The organism is Kineothrix sp. MSJ-39 (genome assembly GCF_018917935.1).
Taxonomy (GTDB): domain Bacteria; phylum Bacillota; class Clostridia; order Lachnospirales; family Lachnospiraceae; genus CAG-194.
This window is the reverse complement of sequence record NZ_JAHLPN010000001.1, coordinates 44,160-64,860: the sequence shown is the minus strand read 5'-3', so window position 1 is coordinate 64,860 and position 20,701 is coordinate 44,160. Positions and strand designations below refer to the sequence as shown.

General features: G+C 44.4%; 14 protein-coding genes. 3 read left to right on the top strand and 11 right to left on the bottom strand.

Annotation, left to right across the window (positions count from 1 at the left end):
- Positions 1-46: 46 nt before the first annotated feature.
- From KQI22_RS00295 to srtB, 3 genes are read right to left on the bottom strand one after another with little or no spacing between them, the layout of a single operon-like run.
- A complete protein-coding gene (locus KQI22_RS00295) occupies positions 47-2,992 on the bottom strand; it encodes a leucine-rich repeat domain-containing protein (protein WP_216550093.1) in 2,946 nt (981 codons plus the stop codon).
- Positions 2,989-7,611: a leucine-rich repeat protein gene (locus tag KQI22_RS00290; protein ID WP_216550092.1), complete on the bottom strand. Its 4,623-nt coding sequence runs from the start codon at positions 7,609-7,611 to the stop codon at positions 2,989-2,991. Before KQI22_RS00290 ends, KQI22_RS00295 begins: the two co-directional genes overlap by 4 nt.
- A gap of 25 nt (positions 7,612-7,636) precedes the next feature.
- On the bottom strand, positions 7,637-8,743 hold the full coding sequence (gene srtB, locus KQI22_RS00285; RefSeq protein WP_216550091.1) for a class B sortase: 1,107 nt from the start codon (positions 8,741-8,743) through the stop codon (positions 7,637-7,639).
- 55 nt (positions 8,744-8,798) lie between these two features.
- On the opposite strand from srtB, the gene KQI22_RS00280 reads away from it, so the two are divergent.
- From KQI22_RS00280 to KQI22_RS00270, 3 genes are all read left to right on the top strand, one after another.
- Positions 8,799-9,029, top strand: coding sequence for a chorion class high-cysteine HCB protein 13 (locus KQI22_RS00280; protein ID WP_216550090.1), 231 nt, complete (start codon positions 8,799-8,801; stop codon positions 9,027-9,029).
- A 106-nt stretch (positions 9,030-9,135) separates the two neighbouring features.
- Positions 9,136-9,855: a hypothetical protein gene (locus tag KQI22_RS00275; protein WP_216550089.1), complete on the top strand. Its 720-nt coding sequence runs from the start codon at positions 9,136-9,138 to the stop codon at positions 9,853-9,855.
- Positions 9,809-10,078, top strand: coding sequence for a hypothetical protein (locus KQI22_RS00270; protein ID WP_216550088.1), 270 nt, complete (start codon positions 9,809-9,811; stop codon positions 10,076-10,078). The genes KQI22_RS00275 and KQI22_RS00270 overlap by 47 nt, the downstream gene beginning before the upstream one ends.
- A 145-nt stretch (positions 10,079-10,223) precedes the next feature.
- Here the strand turns inward: KQI22_RS00270 and leuS are convergent, their stop codons facing one another.
- The 8 genes from leuS to KQI22_RS00230 form a co-directional block, all read right to left on the bottom strand.
- Positions 10,224-12,659, bottom strand: a complete 2,436-nt coding sequence (gene leuS / locus KQI22_RS00265) for a leucine--tRNA ligase (protein WP_253293445.1) — start codon at positions 12,657-12,659, stop codon at positions 10,224-10,226.
- Positions 12,660-12,749: 90 nt separating this feature from the next.
- Positions 12,750-13,766, bottom strand: a complete 1,017-nt coding sequence (locus tag KQI22_RS00260; protein WP_216550087.1) for a hypothetical protein — start codon at positions 13,764-13,766, stop codon at positions 12,750-12,752.
- Between the two features lie 24 nt (positions 13,767-13,790).
- A complete protein-coding gene (locus KQI22_RS00255; RefSeq protein ID WP_216550086.1) occupies positions 13,791-15,035 on the bottom strand; it encodes an ATP-binding protein in 1,245 nt (414 codons plus the stop codon).
- Positions 15,036-15,236: 201 nt separating this feature from the next.
- The gene (locus KQI22_RS00250) at positions 15,237-15,884 is read right to left on the bottom strand and encodes a TetR/AcrR family transcriptional regulator (protein ID WP_216550085.1); all 648 of its coding nucleotides are present in this window, start codon (positions 15,882-15,884) and stop codon (positions 15,237-15,239) included.
- A 30-nt stretch (positions 15,885-15,914) separates the two neighbouring features.
- Positions 15,915-17,354: a TrkH family potassium uptake protein gene (locus KQI22_RS00245; protein ID WP_216550084.1), complete on the bottom strand. Its 1,440-nt coding sequence runs from the start codon at positions 17,352-17,354 to the stop codon at positions 15,915-15,917.
- 14 nt (positions 17,355-17,368) lie between these two features.
- Positions 17,369-18,727 carry a Trk system potassium transporter TrkA gene (gene trkA, locus KQI22_RS00240; RefSeq protein WP_216550083.1) on the bottom strand — a complete coding sequence of 453 codons (1,359 nt, stop codon included), beginning with the start codon at positions 18,725-18,727 and terminating at the stop codon, positions 17,369-17,371.
- Positions 18,715-20,094, bottom strand: coding sequence for an MATE family efflux transporter (locus KQI22_RS00235; protein WP_216550082.1), 1,380 nt, complete (start codon positions 20,092-20,094; stop codon positions 18,715-18,717). Before KQI22_RS00235 ends, trkA begins: the two co-directional genes overlap by 13 nt.
- 23 nt (positions 20,095-20,117) lie before the next feature.
- Positions 20,118-20,699 (bottom strand): cytidylate kinase-like family protein, encoded by a 582-nt coding sequence (locus KQI22_RS00230; protein WP_216550081.1) that lies wholly within the window; start codon positions 20,697-20,699, stop codon positions 20,118-20,120.
- Between the last annotated feature and the right edge of the window lie 2 nt (positions 20,700-20,701).

The following is a 20,701-nucleotide window of genomic DNA, read 5'->3' as shown; positions in this document are numbered from 1 at the left end:
TATGCCGGGAGTTCTTATATGCAACTGTTCCAAATTTTATGCACTTTTATTTTACGATCGGTTTTCTGCGGTACAAAAGCAGAAGCATCCCTATACAGAATAACAGGATCACACCTGCTGTTTTCGGGTTGAAACGATCCCCTGTGTCCGGAGAAGCATCCTTGCGCAGAAGTGCCTCACTTTCCTGCCGGATCATCTGTGCCACGTCACCGATCCCCGCATAAATACCATAAGCGGAAAAATGGCTCGTATGTACCGTCAGATAAGAAACATCGCCTTCCTGCGACTTTGTTCCGTAGCAAAGCTCCAGTTCCTCATCCTCATTCAGGGTTACCACACAAATATCCTGCTCATTCAACGTATCTGAGATCGGAATTTTGAGTGTTACCTGCTCTTTGCCGAAGCTGCTGATCGGAATATTTGTCTTCTTTTCCACAAGCTTCAGGTCAAATGTGGTAAGCTGCCCTGCCACCGGACTGCCATATTGTGCAGCCACTGCATCTGTCAGCTTTTTCTGGGCGTCCGCATCGGTATTGACAAGCAGGCGGAAGCCTTCTGTATCATCCCGCACTTCTGCACGGATCAGATCTGCATTCGGATATACAGCTTCATCCAGTACGACTGTATTTGAGGTATCTGCCTCGCTGCTGTCCTGTGCGGTATTCTGTGTGCCTGCTGCTGTATTACCGGTCTGATCTGTACTCTGTGTATTGCCTGTCGCATCTGTTGTTCCCGTACTGTTCTGCGTATCAGTGCTTCCCGTCTGGTCGGCTGTCTGATCTGCAAACAGATCCGGTTCATAATCCGAAATACTGCCAAGTGCCGGCGGTAATGTAATACCTGCCAGTTCTCCGTCTGACCAGTCGGAAAACGTCTCATACGCAGAGAATGCATCTGCATCTGCGCCGGTCAGCGTATAAACCGTATCTCCGGCTCTGACGGTTGCAGGCACTTCCACCAGCTTCTGTGCATTAGGCTCCAGCGTACAATACCGCAGCTGTGCGGTGCTTGCACCTGTCGGCGAGATCACAAGTCCCCGGAAGCCCAGATACCGCTGATCTAAGATCGTATCTCTGCAGGTCGGAACATATGCATCGATCACTGCCGTTTCCACACCGTCAAATGCCATGCTGCGCAGATTGGCATTGTCCAGTCTGGTTGCTGTCTTTTCAAAGGAAAGCGTTGGAAGGCTTTCTCCCGCAAATATGGCTGCCTGCGCACCTGTATTCTGATAAGCACCAAGCCCGATCTCTTTTACCTGCGCTCCAATATTAATTTCTTTTAATGGGCATCCAAGAAACGCCCTGTCCTTGATCCTTTGGACGTTATCTCCACCTGTCAGCTTCTCCAGAAAGGTACAGCCGGAAAATGCTGCTTCACCGATCTCCGTCAAAGAAGCCGGAAGGTTGACCCAGGTAAGCTCTGTATGCCCGGAAAATACACCGCTTGCAATCTTCTTTGTGCCTTCCGGAATGGAAATGCTGCTCTTGTCACCGCGGTAGGCAAGCAAAACGCCGTCTCCAACGATCAGATAAGCATCCCCCGATCCTGCCAGCCAGTTTTCCAGATACGGTGTCTTGACAAATGCCTCCGGCTCGATCACTGATACAGATGATGGAATCTCTACATCTGTCAGGGCATCGCAATGATAAAATGCGCCATAACCGATCTTTTTGAGTCCGTCCGGCAGTATTATGCCTTGTAAAGAGCTTCTTGCAAAAGCAAAATCGCCGATTTCCGTAACGGCCGGCAGTTCCTGCAGTCCCAGAGACTGGTCCTGATAAAACTGCTTGATCTTTACCTTATCCCGCGAGATATCATCCAGCAGCTCATAATTTTTCTCTTCAACCGGTTCCGTTTCCTGTTTATTTTCTTCTGCCTTCGGATCCATCATCACAACTGCCTGATTCTGTACGATCCTTGTCTTGCCCAGAACGGAAGACGGATCATTGGCATAATATTTGGAAACGTCCAGATTGGAAACATCAGCCGGATGATTAACATCATAGTCACCGGTTCCTGTACTGTTTCCCGATACTGCGGATGCTTCCTGCTCCGCATCCTGCTTATTATAAAAATTGCCGACTGCCACATCATCCTGCAGCATGGCAGATACCGTCTGATTCTGCTCTCGTTCCTGTGCAAAGGTCTGTGCCACGCTGCCATCCTCTGCCTGAATCTTCAGATTATCACAGCCATCAAACGCCGTATCATGAATTGTTGTGACAGATGGCGGAATTGTAACATTACCCAGATTCGTGCAATCCTCAAATGCCTTTGCTGCAATCCTGCGGACAGAATACGGAATAGAAATCTTCTGCAGACTGGTGCAGTTTGAGAATGCATATTCCGGGATTTCACTCAGATTCGGAGATAACGTGACCTCCTTCAGATAAGTCTGTCCCCAGAATGCATATCGTTCAATATCTGTTACCGTTGTCGGCATATTTAGTGTTTCTGCCTCTCTGCCGGGCATCACTTCGATCAGCTTTGTCTGATCTCTGTCATATAAGACTCCATCCGCATAAGAAAACATGGGATTTTTTCCAATGTTGACCGATTTCAGCGCCGTATCTCCCGAGAAAACACCTGCCCCGACCGTTTCCAGCGTTTTAGGCAGTGTAAAACCGGATAAAGAGCCGCAGCCGGCAAAAGCCCCGCTTTCGATCGTACTCACCCCATCTGACAGGTAAACTTCTTTCAGATTGGTACAGTTACGGAATGCGCCCTCTCCGATTTTCTCCACAGAAGATGGAATGTAGACCTTTGTGATACCGTTCTGGTCCGCAAACGCTTCCGGTGCTATTTCTTTTATTCCAGCAGGAACAGACACAGCCGAAGCTGTGCCTGTATAATGGATGAGCGTATCGCCATCTCTTTCAAAATCTGCAGTTGCACTCGTTGCCTCTAAAACAGGCATCGGGATCTGGGTCAGTACAATGGCAAGCGCCATCAGCATGACACCGATTACTCTTTTTCCGTATTTTTTCATTCGATCACTTTTACAACCTTATTTTTTGAACCTTTTGCAAAGAACAACAGAATGGATAACAGTGCAAGCCCCATTGCCAGGAACCACTTTGGATGGATCGGATCACCGGTCTTCGGTGTTGCATCACTGATCTGCGCCTGCGTCAGATTGTTTGTCTCCACATAAATGGCATATGGAGAGAAGTGTGTTGCAGTAAAGGAAATGCAAGGTACATTATCAATCGTCAGCAATCTGGAACCCAGTTTCTCAAAGACACCGTTATTGACCGCACCGGCTTTGTTATTACCTGCATAACCTGCAAGCGCATCCGGGATTGGCATTGTTACCGTAACGGTAATGCCTGTTGTATCTGCAATCTTTGTTGTTCCGGTCGAATCATACAGGCTGATATCCATTGCAAAGTATTTCAGATCATCCAATGATCCGTAAGAAGCCAGCAATGCCTGCTCTACCTGATTCTTTGCATCCTCACTGTCAGAGATCTTGATTACAAAGTTATCATTAGAACCTGATACCGTAGCGGAAACAAGTCCTCTGTTTGAAATACCGGATTTGGTTACTTCCACTCTTGTATTTCCCGTTGATGCATTTGGTCTTCTGTTCACCGTATTACTGCTGACACTGCCATTCCGGTTGGCTACGGTTGTTGTTCCCGCTTTTGTCGTTGCCGTTGGCTTCGGAGAGGCAGTTGTTGCTCCGGTATTATTCGGATTACCATTGTTACTTCCGTTTCCGTTATTATTTGTATTACCGTTATTCGTGTTTCCCTTGGTTGTATCAGAAGAAATATCACCCGTTCCGATATCTCCCGTCGATGCTGTTCCCTTTTTATAAAGTGCAGTTACTGTTAAATTACTTGTAACCGGAACAGACGTATAGTTGGACGGTGACCATGTTGTGAAGGTATAGCCCTTTCTGGACGGTGTCACAGTTGTTGCTGTCGGGCAGCTTCCACTTGTTATAATCTGGGTATCCAGCACGCTTCCGTCATAATCCACAAAAGTAACGGTATAACTTGTTTCTGCTGTGTTATTACCACTGTTGTTATTTCCGTTATTATTGTTGTTTCCATTATTATTGTTATTATTGTCGTCGCTGGCATTTGGATCTTCCACATAATATGCCTTGACAATCATATCACCCGTTATGGCAATCGTTGCAAAGTTAGACGGTGACCAGTAGCTGAACTTGTAACCCTTTCTGGTCGGTGTTACGGACGGTGTCGTCGGATAACTGCCTTCCTGCAGATACTGTGTGTCCCATGTATACAATCCGTCATAATCTTGGAAAATTACAGAATAATATCCATCAATCGGTGCTGAATTATCCGCCTCATAAATTGCCTGTGTTGTAATATCTTCCCTGACATTTGTAAAATCTTTTGTCCAGCCTGTCAGTACATAGCCCTTTCTCTCTACACGAGGCGCATCTGCACTGGCACCGCTGTTGACAACCTGTGTTTTTAATACGTAACCATCCCAGTCAAGGAAGGTAACGGTATATGTCTTGGAATATGTCTCTGCGGTAATACCGTCCTTGTCATCGCAGTACCAGTAAGCCGGGCTGTCTTCCTCACACTGTACGGTAAGTCCCTGGATATAGTTGACATTGCCCGCACCATCATCTGTAATGAATGCTGCATCATCGATAGACTGTACACTGCCCGGAATACGGATCGTGGAAAGTGCTGTATTACGGAATGAATATTTGCCAATCCTCTTTACAGAATCAGACAGGCTGCAATAATAAAGCTGCGTCGCTCCGTCAAAGCAGTAATCCGGGATCAGCGTTGTGTTCACTTCATCGAGATATGCCTCTCTGATACCGGTACAGTTCTGGAAGGCACAAGGTGCAATATCTGTAATTCCGGCAAGTTCCGAAGAACTAATCTTGGAAGCACCGATCTTAATACCTCTTGATTCTAAGCACTCTACCACACCTGTTCTGTTGCCGCTGCCATCTACGCTGCAGAGCAGTCCGTCCGCACAGGCATATCCGCCCGGCGATGTAAAGCCAACATCGGTGAGTTCTTTGCAGCCTGCAAACGGTACTTCTGTAAAGGTGCTGACCGTTCCCGGCAGAGTCACTTCCGTTAAAGCAGTACAGTTATTGAATGCACGCTTGCCGATCACTTCTCCGCCTTCTGCGCCGCTCTCGCTCATAATAAACGTCTTAAGGCTCGTACAGCCGTCAAATTCCTGATCCGGTATTTCTGCTACCGTATCTAAGATCACGCTCTGTACAGCTGTATTATTCTGGAACAGATCATCCTTCAAAGCGGTAACGCCTTCCGGCACATGGACATGATATACCGCATCGATGACACCCTGTTCTTCTTCTGTCAGGTCGATCGCCGTATCCGGATTGTTCAGATTATTTCTGTATTTACTGTTCGCACTTGCAACAATATCATTTTCTTCCTGCTGTGTACGGACATATTTACTGCTTCCTGTATAAGTACTTAAACTGTAGCTTCCGTTTCCCTTTAACTGATCTTCCGTCGGAACACCGACAAGCATTGGTGTTGCAGATTCAATCTCATTCGTATTGGCATTTTTCTTGACAACAAGCTGGATCTGCAGATTCTGTGGAAAATCACTGCAATATCTGATATACTGCGTCGGTGCGGACGGTGCATTATAATTGTTCGCCGTACTCATCGCATAGGTAAACGGAACACTTGCAGAGGAAATATCACCGATAAAGCACAGGCTTTCCTCCGGAACACCGTCTCCGTTTTTATCAACATCCGCAAGTGTTACGCCCGTCTTGAATGCATCCTGCCCGATCTGCTGCAGGGAAGCCGCATTATCGAACTTGACGGTACGGAGTGAAGTACAACCGGAAAATGCGTTGGTATCAATGGATGATACAGATGCAGGGATATACAGATATTTGATATCCGTATTGTTCTGGAAAGTATCTCTTGCGATCCGTGCCACATGGTATTTTGCAATATTATCCGGAATGATAACATTTGCGCCATCACTGGATTCATCCTTTTTCTCAAAACGGATCAATTCGTTACTTTCATTAACACAAAAAGCATAACCGTCTACAAGCTTTTCGTACCAGCCTTCATAACCACTGTCTAAATAACCGAATGCAAGATCATGCTTCTGCGTATAGGTATGTGCATAAGACTGGGAATATGCAAGGATGCAGAACTGGTCGCTGACTTCATAGTCTCCTTCAAAAGCAGAGTTCTTACCAAGGTTTTCACTGCTGAAAATATCTTTGCCACCTGTATAAATATTATCGTAACCGTTTCCCGTATTGGCAGCGCAGCCACAATCAAGCTTCAGATCTCTTGCCGGAACCTTTACCGTATCCAGACTGTTACAGCCCGTCACATTGTCATATTTGAATATCTGATCTGTAGAACCAGCATTATTCGGCAGTCCCAGATAAGTCATGCTGCTACAACCATAGCAGGTATAATGCACACTGTCTATATTGCTGACGCGTTCAGGGAATACAACCTGCGAAAGAGAAATACAGTTGTAGAACAAACCGTTACCGATTGTTGTCAGGGATGTATTGCCGTCATCACTGACACCGTTAATATTGATCGCAGTCAGATTCGTACAATCTTTAAAGCAATAATTTCCAAGTTTTGTTACCTGATCCGGTACTTTGACCGCACCCAGATAGGTACAGCCTGCAAAGGCATAATCACCGATCTCTTTTAAATTGGTCGGCTCTGTAAAATCGATCGTTGTCAACTGGTTACAGTTCTGGAATGCATTGTTTCCGATACTGTTGACACCGTTTTCAATCTTAATGGACTGCATCTGACAGCCCTTAAATGCATTGTTACCGATCGCAAGGATACGCTCCGGTACGACCAATCTGGAGAAGTTTGTTGCTCCTTCAAAGACACCGACACCGTCACTTACATACTGACCGTCCACGCCGTCTGAAGTCACATTATTTAAATCCACTTCATATCTGGTACTGCCGACATACTGTACCGGTATGATCAGCTGGTTACTCGCCGCAAAAGGAACCGTATTGCCGGAAACAATCTCCACATTACCAAGAGCCGCCCCCGGTACCACATAAAGCTGTGTGCCCTGCCATGCGCCCTGTGTATCATAGGTGCATGGAGAAAGAATCTGGTTCTGCGCCGGGCTGACCAGTGCACCGTTTTCATCATAAACAGCATCTGCCGCTTCCTGCGATGTATAGAATAAAAACTCTCTTCTGTCGTTTACCGCAATATAGCTGCTTGTATCTTTATTGTACAAAAATGCCGGCATCTCATCCGGAATCTCCAGTGTTGCCCCGGAAATGACATTATTCTGATCATAATAGACGATAACACCGGTCATAGAACCACCGTTGCTTCCGTATGCAGCTCTGAAATTACCGTCACCGCTGGCATATACCGGATAATTTCCCGTATTCGTATAAGCAGGTATGTATGCATCCGGATTGGCAGTTGCAGCTGTGATCAGATCTGTCGGATCGGAATCCGCACGGGATTCCGAGATCGGAACAAGTGCCACAATGATCGCAGAGATCATCAGGATCGCGGAAAGCGTTCCCATCACAGCCCGTCTCATCCGGCTTCTGCCCATCTTCTTTGTCTTCTTTTTATGATTTGTCTTAGCCATTTTGCTCTCCTCTTTACTTCAAAATCTATTGCACGCGCTTTGCCACAACCACAAAGCGGCCGTCACTTTCTTCATAATCGCAGGTAGATAACGTCAGGAGGTGATCTCCATACTGTGCTGTCACACCGGTATCGTACAATGCCATTTCCTGCATACTGCGCATATCGGAATCAAATTCCTGCTCCGACGCCGCATCAATAAACTGGTAATACTTAAATGCAATCTCATCCTCTTTATAAATATGGGACATAAACGCATACATGACCTGATAGGTGCCTTTTTCGTAAATCGTGTCAAACTGGATCAGCGGATGATCCTTATAATAAGACGACGATTTGTATTTATCCAGATTTCCGAACATATTACCGGAACGCATATTGTGTCCGTATATGATAAAATTTGTGCTCGGTTTCACAATATCACAGGCACTGTCCAAAAACAGGGTTCCGTTCTTGTCCTCCTCCTGATTGATGTTATGATCCAGATAATATTCATTGTCCGCTGTCTGCATGACAGGGTAATCAATATTTGTATCGGCAATTTTCAGCCATCCGATTAGATTTTTATTTTGATTATATAAGCTTTTGTATTCATCCAGCACGGTCAGTGTGATCTGCTGTCCATCCGCATTCTCCTGAACCGTCTGTGTCTGCCCGTACATCTGGTTTACTGTCGTATCATTTTTCTTCTCGGTAAGCTGCATGGAAAGCTGCTGTGCTTTATAAGAATCGTAATAATAAAATCCGAAATATGCCAGACAGGCTATGGCTGCCACAACCAAAACTGCAGTCAGAAGCCTTCTTGCCCGAAGCTCACCTCTTGTCAGTACCACTACTTTTCTGCGGCTCTTTTTCTTTGCCTTCTGCTGACTGCCTGTCGTTTTCTTACCGCCGTTTATCCGGTTTTTACGCTGTCTTTCCTTTGCCTGCATGGCAAGCTCATAGACTTCGTCATCAAATCTGCGCCCTTCTGCACCAGACAGATCATATTCCCCGGACTGCAGCTTTGCATATAAAGCAAGCACATCCTCGTCCTTTGTCAGATCATATTTTCGTTTCAGTTCCTTTATCACATAGTTATCCATGATTTCTATTTTAACTTTATCCGGGCAGAAATTCAAGATTTCTGTCACACCTTTTCATGCTTTTCATAGTATAAAGCATAAATATCAATTTGGAGGCTCCTATATGAGTGAATTAACAGCTAGTCAGTGTGGATGTTGTGAACAGAAAAATAACGGCTGTGGAAGCTGGATCTGGATTCTGATCCTGTTATTCTGCTGTGGCGGATGCGGTAACAATAACGGCTGCGGATGCGGTAACGGTGGATTCTTCGGCGGCGACAACAACTGCTGCGAATGGATCATCATTCTCCTGATCCTCTGCAACTGCTGTGGCGGTAACAATTCTTTCTGCTAATACCAGCAGCAAAAAGGAGGCTTCGGCCTCCTTTTTCATGTGATTTTTTCTACATAAGATCTGACATATTCTGAAATTCGGTGCATAAGATAAACCGGAGGCTTCTATGGAATATAATGATACGATCCTGACATTTGATACCCTGTATACCACAAACGAAATCCAGCTTTTAAAGCTGGCACTCCCCCTGTTGTCCGGTCAGCTACAGCCTTTTGCTGCAACACTGATCAAAATGCGCGAACTGGAATATTGCCTCTCCCGCCTGCCCCATACACAGGTACGGGATTTTTCGATTGCTGTGGACAGACTGGATACGTTTTTCGACAGTGCCATGCCCTTTTGCAACCAGCAGCAGAAAAAATTGTTTACCCAGCTCCGGCAGATGAAACAGTCCATGAAGATGATGGAGAAAATGCAGACGATCCTGCAGATGCTTCCGCCGGATGCCATGCCCTTTGGTGAAAACGACACAGGCACCGATCCCGATGCGCTCTCCCACATATTTGAGGTATTTTCTGCCATGCAGCATATGTCCGGTTCTGCAGCGCAATCTGATTCTGCGTCCGATTCGGATTCTGCAGATTCATTTGCCTCTGCAATGGATTCCAAGTCTGCAAATTCTGATGGCTTTACAGCAGCTTCCGAATCTGCGGATTCTGTAGTCTCCGGGCAAAAAACAGCATCTGCCGGCAATTCCACCATGGAATCTATCCTCGGTTCTATGCTTTCTCCTGCGCAAAAAGAAAGCTATCAACGATTTAAGGAGGCTTTTTCATCCGATGACGAACAAAACATGGATGGCAGACCAGCGTCTGCATCAGATTGACCCACATAAGCTGGAATTTTTACAGAAACTTGTTTTTGAAATGCAGGATCTTTCCGATCAGGATAAGCTTCCTTTTCTGATGGCACTTGCCACGAGTACCAAGAAACATCCCGTCAATTTTTCAAAGGAGGAAATTGAGCTGCTGATCTCGGTATTAAAGGAGTACAGCAATGAAGAAGAAATGCAGAAAATGAATAAGGTGCTGGCGATGTTCCAGATGTAACTATGTTCCAAATGTGATGCCATGCCAAATATACTGATGTACTTACATAAGAAATAAAAATAGATCCTGATCACATATAGCCGCAATCACGCTTGACTACTATATGCGATTCAGGATCTTTTATTATTCACCAATTACTCATTCATTAGTTTGGCTTTACTACGATATTGATGATCTTGCCCGGTACATAGATCTCTTTTACAACTGTACCTGCAAGTTTATCACCGAGTGCTTCTTTACCTGCTACAATAGCATCTTCCTTAGAAACTTCTGCAGGAACTTTTACAACAGCCTTTGTCTTGCCGTTGATCTGGACTGCGATCTCGATCTCATCATCCTTCATGGCATCTGCATCTGCACTTGGCCATGTTGTATGGAATACGGAATCTGTTTCGCCAAGCTGTCTCCACAGTTCTTCTCCCAGATGTGGTGCAAATGGAGCGATCAGGACAACGGCAGTCTTTAAGGTTTCCTTATCGATGCCATCCTTCTTAGCCATTTCGATCATCTTATTGTTGTATTCCATGAATCCAGAAATAACAGTATTTAAGCTGAATGTTTCCAGACGCTGTGTAATATCGTAAACCATCTTATGACGCAGTTTTACAGATTCTTTTGTTTCTGCAACGCCTTTGTCTTTGTTGTCCATCACAAGGTTCCAGAATCTTGTGATAAATCTGTAAATACCGTCGATTCCTCTGTCGTCCCAGATAGAATCCAGTTCCGGCGGTCCAATGAACAACTCATACAGACGCAGAGCATCACAACCGTAATCACGGACGATATCATCCGGTGATACGATATTACCGAGTGATTTACTCATCTTTGTTGCTGCACCGGTCACTTTGTCACGTCCGCAGACCATACCCTGATTGAACAGCTTCTTGAACGGTTCATCAAAGTCGATCACACCGATATCATACAGGAACTTTGTATAGAATCTGGAGTAAAGCAGATGCAGTACTGCATGCTCTACACCACCGATATACATATCAACCGGCAGATACTTGTCTGCTTTTTCTTTGCTGACAAGCTCTTTGTCATTCTTATTATCTACATAACGCAGGAAGTACCAGGATGATCCTGCCCACTGCGGCATTGTATTTGTTTCACGCTTTGCAGGTGCTCCACAGCAAGGACATGTTGTGTTGACCCAGTCTGTGATATCTGCCAGCGGTGATTCTCCTGTTCCTGTCGGCTGGTAAGAATCTACATCCGGCAGAAGTAACGGAAGCTGATCTTCCGGAACCGGAACCGCACCACATTTCGGGCAGTGAACGATCGGGATTGGCTCGCCCCAGTAACGCTGACGGGAGAATACCCAGTCACGGAGCTTGTAGTTGGTTGTTTTACGGCCAAAGCCCATCTTCTCGATCATGGCAGGTGCTTCTTTCTTCAGTACAGAAGATTCCATGCCGTTCCACTCGCCGGAATTGATCATCGTACCGGCTGCTTCTGTATAAGCCTCTGTCATATTTTCAATTTCCTTACCATCCTTGGCGATAACCTGGATGATCGGAATGTTAAATTTCTTGGCAAATTCAAAGTCTCTGTCGTCATGTGCAGGTACACACATGATCGCACCTGTACCGTAATCTGCAAGTACATAGTCCGACAGCCAGATCGGAACAAGAGCTCCGTTTAAAGGATTGACTGCATAAGAACCGGTGAATACACCTGTCTTTTCCTTGCTCTGCATACGGTCTACGTTAGACTTGTTGGCAGCTTCTGCAATATATTTTGCAACAGCATCTGCATTTTCAGGTGTTGCAAGGCTCTGTGCCAGCGCATGCTCCGGTGAAAGTACCATGAAAGTTGCACCATGCAGGGTATCAGGTCTTGTTGTATAAACAGTGATCACATCATCTCTGCCGTCTACCTTGAAGTCAACCTCTGCACCATAAGAACGACCGATCCATTCTGTCTGCATCTTTTTTACCTTTTCAGGCCAGTCAAGCTTATCCAGATCTTCCAGAAGACGATCTGCATATTTTGTGATGCGGAGCATCCACTGTTTCAGGTTCTTCTTTGTTACATCAGCACCGCAGCGCTCACATTTACCGTTGACAACTTCTTCGTTTGCCAGACCTGTCTTACAGGAAGGACACCAGTTGATCGGCATTTCCTTTTCATAAGCCAGTCCGTTTTTGAACATCTGTACAAAGATCCACTGTGTCCATTTGTAGAACTTCGGATCTGTTGTATTTACTTCCATATCCCAGTCATATAATGCTGCGATCTGGTTGATCTGTCTCTTGATGTTGGCTACATTCTGTGCAGTTGATTTTGCAGGATGTACGCCCATCTTGATCGCATAGTTTTCAGCAGGCAGACCAAATGCATCCCATCCCATCGGATGAATGATGTAGTGACCGCCGTTTAACATTTTATAACGGCTCCAGACATCGGAAATAACATATCCTCTCCAGTGTCCTACGTGTAGTCCGTTTCCGGAAGGATACGGAAACATATCAAGGCAATAATATTTCGGCTTTTTGCCATCATTAACATTGACCGGATGAGCTTCCCATTCCTTACGCCATTTTTCTTCAATTTCTCTGTGATTGTATGGAATTGCCATCTCTTTACCCTCTTTGCTTGTATAATTTTATATATCCGCCGATTCGCGGATACAGGCTATTCTAAATAGTAAACTTTACAGCGCGAAAAGTCAAGAAATTTCCCATGTAACCTCTGTTCCTGTTTCAATACTGCAAAGCCGATCCATTTCATCACCGGAAATAAGTTCTGCCCCCTGCGAAACCAGATCCTGCAGCATTTTTTCTTCCGCTGCCTTCACGCCTGCATCTTCACTATAGCCACTGGCATAGAGCTTCACGCCCTTTCCGTTTTTTTCGGCGGGAATATACTCAGAAACCTCCAATCTTGATTCCACCAGTAAATCACTGTCTCCTATCGGATCCAGAACTTCACTTTGATCTGTCTGCAGATCATAAGCAATCTGCGATGCAAAGGAACCAATATATGCGTTGTTTGAAAACAATCGCTCTGCCTCACAGTTGTCATCAAACCGGTAATAATCCATTCCATGTGCACCTGCGCCCCAGGAGCCACCGATTGCCAGAAGTCCGTTTTCATACAGGGTTGCTTCTGTCCTGTATCCATACTCATAAGAATATGTCAGCTCCAGCTTACCCTCTTTGCACCGGATGATCCCTACCCAGTTTTCTCCGCCATCTTCCGTGGATGCAAATTGCAGTGCCAGCTCTTTTTCTCCGTCACCATTCAGATCAACTATGGCATACTTTACTTCCGATGTTGTATATTCCAGTTTTTCAATATTCTCTTTCAGTTCCCCGCAGGTATATTCTCCGTACAGTAAACCGTCATCGTTATATTCACTGTCATCTTCCCGGAATCTTTCTGCGGTCATTAAGGAACCTGTTCCATTCATAAATTCGCGATACTGTTTCTCCGCGTCTGTTTCCGTAGATGTATTCTCTTTTTCTGCCTCTTGCGGTTTATCTGCATTTACGTCGTCTGTCATATCCGAGGGATCGTATCTCCTATCTGTCTCTTCTGCTTCCGCTTCGTTTGACATCCCTGTTTCCGTTTCTGCCATATTATTCTGCTGTATATCATTTCCATTGAAATTTCTGACGAAGGCCGCCAATAAACCTGTCAGACATACCAGTGCACAAATTGTACTTATCGTTCTCTTTTTCATATTTTCGTCTCCAAAATTAAGTTTCTAACATTCCAAACTATTTTCCTTCAGTAAAAAATCAAATAAATTCAAGATCAATATTCCCGACTCGTTGTAATGTGTAGGACCGTCTTTCACAATAATAATCTTTTTAAATGAATCACTGATGGTTTGAAGTGGCAACTGTTCCTGTTCTTCTTTTTCTCTGGTAGGCAAAGCCAATGCAGATTGAATATAAATTCTTTTAGACCCCTGATTACATACAAAATCTACTTCTAACTGTTTTTGTACTCTTTTTCTATTCTCAACATAACAGCTATACTCTATCATACCTACATCAACGTTATATCCTCTTATCAGAAGTTCATTATAGATGATATTCTCCATAATATGAGTCTCTTCATATTGTCTGAAGTTGATCCTGACATTTCTCAGTCCACAATCCGTAAAATAGAATTTCATAGGTGTACTTATATATTTCCTGCCCTTCACATCATAACGGTTTGCTCTGCTGATCAGAAATGAATCCTCAAAATAGTCCAAATATGTTTTAATCGTATCTGGATGCACAGATACATTCTTTGTTGTTTTAAAAGTATCTGCAAGTTTCTTAGGATTTGTCAATCCACCAATGGCTGATGCTAAATAATCTAACAATTCCTCCATTTCAACCGGATTTCTGACATCATTTCGTTCTAATATATCCTTGATATAAGTCTCTTTAAAAATATCTCTCAGATATACTGCCTTATCCTCTTCATTTTCAATTTCCAGCATTTTAGGCAAACCACCATACATTGTGTATTCCTGCCATGCCTGGTGTCTGTCGATACCTTTTCCTGACATGTATTCTGAAAAAGACAACGGAAACAAATGCACCTGATCTCCTCTGCCCCGAAATTCCGTAATAATATCCTTTGATAAAAATTTCGCATTACTGCCGGTCACATACGTATCCACATTTTTCATATGCAAAAAGCTATTTAATACATCTTCAAATTCCGATACCATCTGTACTTCGTCAAGCAATACATAATATATCTGATCATCTTTGACTGTATCATGAACATATTCACACAGGATATCCGGATCACGGTATTTTTTGTTTATTCTGTCATCTAAAGCAATTCTTATAATATGATCTTTATCAACTCCCGATTTCAATAAATAATCATAAAACAGTTCAAATAATAAATATGTCTTACCGCTTCTCCTGATTCCGGTTATCACTTTGATCAAGCCATTATGTTTCTTTCTGATCAGTTTATTCAAATACAAATTCCGCTCCATCGCGCACTCCTTAACGAAAATTTAGTCTCCAAATTGATTATTTTTTCAATAAATTATAATTCCCATTTGTATGAACCGTCAACAGTTATTGAAAATTTAGTCTCTATATCGACTATTTTTTCATAACTTTCCCATTTCATATCTCTTTTATTCAAAAAAGTCCACAGCACCTGCTCACAGATGCTGTGGACTATCTTATTTCTATGCGCTAACTTTCACATAATCCAGGATCATTTCTTTCACGCGCAGAAGTTCCGGTGTATAATCCTTATTCTTTTCCGAGCCCCAGATAAAGCCGCCCGCATAATAAGCACATGCAGTCATCATCGTATGCACGGTTACACGCATGAATTCCTCCTCCGGGATATCCGTCCGGAATGTGTGATCCTCCTGCGCACGCTTGTACATCATATGCAGTCTGGTATCGACCGAATACAGGGAAGCATGGAAATCAGCCAGCATTCCCGCTGTTGCCGCGCTGCCGGAATGGCTTACAAAATGATTAAAATTATCATTGTACTGCAGCAGATCCTTATGATTCCGATACATATCGATATAACTGTCCAGTGTAAAGATCAGTCGGTCGATCGCCGGGATTTCCTTCACCGAAGCAATGGGGCGCTTTGCATCCAATTCATCCAGATATTCCTTCCATTTGGCACTACAGACAGCAATGACCAGATCCACCTTTGTCGGATAGTGGCGGAATACGGTTGCTCTTCCGACCCCCGCTTCTTCTGCGATCTCTGTGATTGTCACCGGTTCGATCTTCTTCTCTACAAAAATACGGAACGCCGTATTGATGATCCTCTCATCCTTCTTATTTTTCCGTTCTTTTTGCTTACCCATATAACCTAATTTCTCCTCAACCTCTGTATTTTAATTTTTCTTCCAGACTGCCGGCGTAAATAATAACAGGATTGGGAACAACTCCAGTCTGCCTGCCAACATGTCAAACATCAATACATACTGGGAAAAATCTGAAAAACATCCAAAATTCCCCGCCGGGCCAACCAGTTCCAGACCCGGTCCCACATTGTTAAATGCTGTTACGACCGCTGTAAAATTAGTTACAAGATCCAAACCGTTAAAAGAGATCAGAAAAACAGATACCACAATGATCATCACATACGTTGCAAAAAATGCATGAACCCCTCTTACCGTACTCTTGTCAATCGCCTTCTGATCCATCTTAATGACCTTGACACTACGGGGATGGATAAAATAGGCGATCTCCTGTCTGATTGATTTTACAAGAATCATCAGTCTGGACACCTTCATACCACCACCCGTAGAACCGGCACAGGCACCTAAAAATGTCAGAAGTACGATGATCGTCCTGGATATCTGTGGCCACATATTAAAATCAGTTGTTGAAAAACCGGTTGTCGTAATAATGGAACCAACCTGGAAAAATGCCTGCTGCAGAGCCGTTCCGACACTGTCAAACATCCCTCTGATATCAAATGTGATGATAAGTGCTGCCACGACGATGATCGTAAAGTACCAGCGCACCTCTTCCATTTTAAAGGCTTCTTTCTTTTCCTTACCGAGCAGGTAATAGTAGAAGTTAAAATTCACACCGAACAGGATCATAAATACCGTGATCAGTATCTGCAATACCGTAGAATACGATCCCATACTGTCATTTCTGATACCGAATCCACCTGTTCCGGCTGTTGAAAAGCCGGTTGTGACCGCATCAAAAACAGGCATACCTGCCAGTATATAAAGTACAATTTCTATCACTGTCAGAGAAATATAGATCAGATATAAAATCTTTGCAGTTTCTCTTACCTTTGGTACAAGCTTTCCGACAGAAGGACCCGGGCTTTCCGCACGCATCAGATGCATATTGTAACCACCTGTCAGAGGCAGAACCGCCAACAGAAATACGATAACCCCCATACCACCGATCCAGATCGTAAACGCACGCCAGACAAGGGTACAATGGCTGAGTACCTCCACACTGCTCAAAGTACTTGCTCCTGTTGTCGTAAAACCGGAAACAGCTTCAAATAACGCCTGTGAAACATCCGGAATATCTCCGCTCAGATAATAAGGCATTGCACCAAAGAAACTCATAACGATCCAGCTCAGTGCTACGATCACAAAGCCTTCCTTTGCGTAAAACATCTGATTCGCGGTTTTCTTTCTTGCCAGCAAAAAACCGATCACCAGACAGACAAAAGCAACTGCCAGATATGACAGTCCCTGCTTTTCCCGGTAGATCACCGCTACCATACACGGCAGCAGCAAAAATGCAGATTCAAACAATAAAATAAGTCCTATAATATGACGAATAACTGCGTGATTCATAATGTCCCTCCAGGCTATTTCTGTAAAATATCCTTAATATCTCCAAGCCCCTTATGTGTTGTGATAATAATGACCGTATCCCCCACACTGATCTTTGTTTTACCATTCGGTCTGATGATCGTTCCCGCATGATTGATACAGGCGATCAGTGTGTTATCCCGGATTGGCAGATCTTCCAGTGCAATATCCACGACCGGTGCTCCCTCATGGATATGGAACTCCAGCGCCTCTACTTTGTTTTCGATCAGATGATACAATGTTTCCACATTGCTGCCAAGAGAGTTCTGCATGGCGCGTACATATCTTGTAATATATTCCGATGTAATGAATTTCGGATAGATCAGACTGCCCAGCTGGAAGTCATTGATAATATCACCAAAGGAGATACGGTTGATCTTCGTAATAACTTTCGCTTTGGAGCAGCTCTGCGCAAACAGGGACAGGAAAATATTTCCTTCATCAATCCCGGTCAGTGATACGAATGCTTCGCTGTTCTGGATTCCTTCTTCAAGTAATATATTCTGGTTGGTTGCATCTCCGTGGATGATCATAGCCTTTGGCAGAAGCTCGGAAAGCTGCTCACAGCGTTCTTCATCCCGCTCAATGATCTTGACATGGATGCCCATGCTGAGAAGCTGCTCTGCCAGATAATACGCCATTGTTCCACCGCCGACGATCATGGCATTGCCAACCTGATGCGCCCTTACACCGATCTCTTTGATAAAATCTCTTGCCTTGGTCGGGCTTGCCACAATACTGATTGTATCTCCCGCCTTGATCACAAAACTACCATTTGGGATCACAACCTCGTCCCTGCGTTCTACCGCACATACCAGAACATCCGTCTTGATCTTGTGAGAAATGTCAATCAGGCTGCAGTTATCGATCGGTGAATTTTCCGGCACCAGAAATTTGATCAGCTCTACCCTTCCTTTTGAGAAAGTATCTATCTTGATTGCTGACGGAAAACGAAGGATACGGGCAATTTCCGTTGCCGCTGCATATTCCGGATTGATCGTCATGGAAAGTCCGAGTTCTTCCTGGATAAAACGGATCTCATGATTGTAAAGCGGATTGCGGACTCTTGCTATTGTGTTACAATTACCTGCTTTCTTTGCAAACAGACAACACAAAAGGTTCTGTTCGTCCGATCCGGTGACTGCGATCAGAAGATGGGCATCTTCAATGCCTGCTTCCTTCTGTATGGAATAGCTGGCACCGTTACCTACCACTCCCATCACGTCAAAATTATTGGTAATATCCTGAATAACACTCGGATCCCGGTCGATGACCGCCACATCATGTCCTTCTTTGACAAGCTGTTCGGTAATGGTACTTCCGACCTTACCACATCCTACAATTATGATTCGCATATTGCTTCCTCCAGTTTATTGATTTTTCCAAATTCTTTATAGATCAGGATCATTGAAACCATAGCTGCAATAAAATCTGCGATTGGTCCTGCATACATAATTCCGTCCACGCCCAGAAAGAGCGGAAAGATCACTATAAGCGGCAGTAAGAAAATAATCTGCCTTGTCAGAGAAAGGAAAATTCCCTTTCCCGGTTTGCCGATCGCCGTGAAAAAATTAGATGAGATCGGCTGTATGGCATTTAAAAACGTAAAGAACATATAAATTCTGAAATAACGCACCGCAAAGGTATAATAGGCTTCATTCTGTGAGGAACCGAATATACTGATAAGTTCCCGTGGAAACAGCTGGAACGAGAAAAAGGCAATGGTCGAAATGACCGTTCCGATCCCTGCTGCGAGCTTATATGCCTGCTTTACTTTTTTATAATTGCCTGCACCGTAATTAAAGCTGACGATTGGCTGCATTCCCTGTGACAGACCGATGCAGATAGAGAAAAATACCATACCGACCTTCGTGATGATACCTGCACAGGCAAGCGGAATGGATTCTCCGTATACGGACTGTGATCCGTAATATGTCAATGATTTATTCATAACGATCTGTACGATCATCATCGCGATCTGATTAAAAAAGTTTGCTGTTCCCAGCTTTGCCACAAATCCGGTAACAGACAACCGCGGTCTGAAATGAGTCCATGACAGCGGTGCTGTTTTTAAATGGCAGAAATACCAGACAATGATCGCCGCAGCCACAAACTGCCCGATCACCGTTGCCAGTGCGGCTCCCTGCATGCCCATATCAAAGCCGAATACAAACAAAGCATCCAGAACGGTATTGATCACCGCTCCTGTCAGATTACAAAACATTGCCATATTCGGGCTGCCATCCGCACGGATCAGATGTCCGCCACCGGCTGACAGGATCAGAAACGGAAATCCAATCGCCGTAATGCCTGTATATGTTTTGGCAAACGGAAGTACATTCTGCGGAGACCCAAACAAAATAAGAAGCGGCTCTAAAAACAGTTCCGTTGCCACTGTCAGTACCATGCCGCTGAAAAACAGCATCGTTGCTGCATTGCCGATATAATAGAGTGCTTTTTCTTTTTCCCCTTTTCCCATCGTCAGATTAAAAGCCGCTGCACCACCGATACCAAATAAAAGTGCCAGCGCAATACAGGAAGTACTGAGCGGAAAAGCCACATTGGTGGCTGCATTGCCCAGTTCTCCTACACTTCTGCCGATAAAGAACTGATCTACAATATTATATAATGCGCTTACCAGCATCGCAAAAATGCTGGGCAGCGCATACTCTCTCAATAAATGCGGAACGGGTAATTCCCCTAAAGGATTTTTCTGTTCCATTCTTTCATCTCTTTCTATTCTGATTATTTACAAAGCTGATACAGAATATCGATGCAGTTATCGATTCCAAGTGTGGAAGCATTCAGGCAGATATCATAATAATCTGCCACACCAAACTCTGTATTGGTATAGTAGGAGCAGAATTTCTTTCTGGCTCTGTCGATCGTGTGCATTTCTTCACTGATCTTTGCCTCTGTCGTGTCAGGCATTTTTGCCTTCATATGCTCCATCCGCCAGTAAGGATCCGCATATACAAATACATGCAGGCTGTCCTCAAAGTTCTTCAGGATCGTATTGGCATTTCTGCCGACGATCACACATTTTCCCTTTTCACCGATCTCACGGATGATCGCTTCCTGCGCTGCATACAGCTTTTCTCCCTGTGGTCTGTTATAAAAATCGAACAGACTCTGGGCAAATCCAAAATTGGACGGAACCTTTTCATCCCATTTCAGGACTCTGTCCATATCCATGTTGGATTTTCTGGCAGCCTTTAAGATAATTTCCTTGTCGTAATATTCAAAACCGAGTTTTTTTGCCACAACGCTTCCGATGGAACCGCCGCCCGCACCAAATTCACGGCTGATCGTTATGATTCGTTTCATTT

What these genes read in the sequence shown, in the direction of transcription:
- trkA (WP_216550083.1), bottom strand. Translation starts at nt 18,727, where the DNA reads ATGCGAATCATAATTGTAGGATGTGGTAAGGTCGGAAGTACCATTACC.
- KQI22_RS00290 (WP_216550092.1), bottom strand. Translation starts at nt 7,611, where the DNA reads ATGGCTAAGACAAATCATAAAAAGAAGACAAAGAAGATGGGCAGAAGC.
- KQI22_RS00250 (WP_216550085.1), bottom strand. Translation starts at nt 15,884, where the DNA reads ATGGGTAAGCAAAAAGAACGGAAAAATAAGAAGGATGAGAGGATCATC.
- KQI22_RS00295 (WP_216550093.1), bottom strand. Translation starts at nt 2,992, where the DNA reads ATGAAAAAATACGGAAAAAGAGTAATCGGTGTCATGCTGATGGCGCTT.
- KQI22_RS00260 (WP_216550087.1), bottom strand. Translation starts at nt 13,766, where the DNA reads ATGAAAAAGAGAACGATAAGTACAATTTGTGCACTGGTATGTCTGACA.
- KQI22_RS00235 (WP_216550082.1), bottom strand. Translation starts at nt 20,094, where the DNA reads ATGGAACAGAAAAATCCTTTAGGGGAATTACCCGTTCCGCATTTATTG.
- KQI22_RS00280 (WP_216550090.1), top strand. Translation starts at nt 8,799, where the DNA reads ATGAGTGAATTAACAGCTAGTCAGTGTGGATGTTGTGAACAGAAAAAT.
- KQI22_RS00230 (WP_216550081.1), bottom strand. Translation starts at nt 20,699, where the DNA reads ATGAAACGAATCATAACGATCAGCCGTGAATTTGGTGCGGGCGGCGGT.
- KQI22_RS00275 (WP_216550089.1), top strand. Translation starts at nt 9,136, where the DNA reads ATGGAATATAATGATACGATCCTGACATTTGATACCCTGTATACCACA.
- KQI22_RS00245 (WP_216550084.1), bottom strand. Translation starts at nt 17,354, where the DNA reads ATGAATCACGCAGTTATTCGTCATATTATAGGACTTATTTTATTGTTT.
- KQI22_RS00270 (WP_216550088.1), top strand. Translation starts at nt 9,809, where the DNA reads ATGACGAACAAAACATGGATGGCAGACCAGCGTCTGCATCAGATTGAC.
- KQI22_RS00255 (WP_216550086.1), bottom strand. Translation starts at nt 15,035, where the DNA reads ATGGAGCGGAATTTGTATTTGAATAAACTGATCAGAAAGAAACATAAT.
- leuS (WP_253293445.1), bottom strand. Translation starts at nt 12,659, where the DNA reads ATGGCAATTCCATACAATCACAGAGAAATTGAAGAAAAATGGCGTAAG.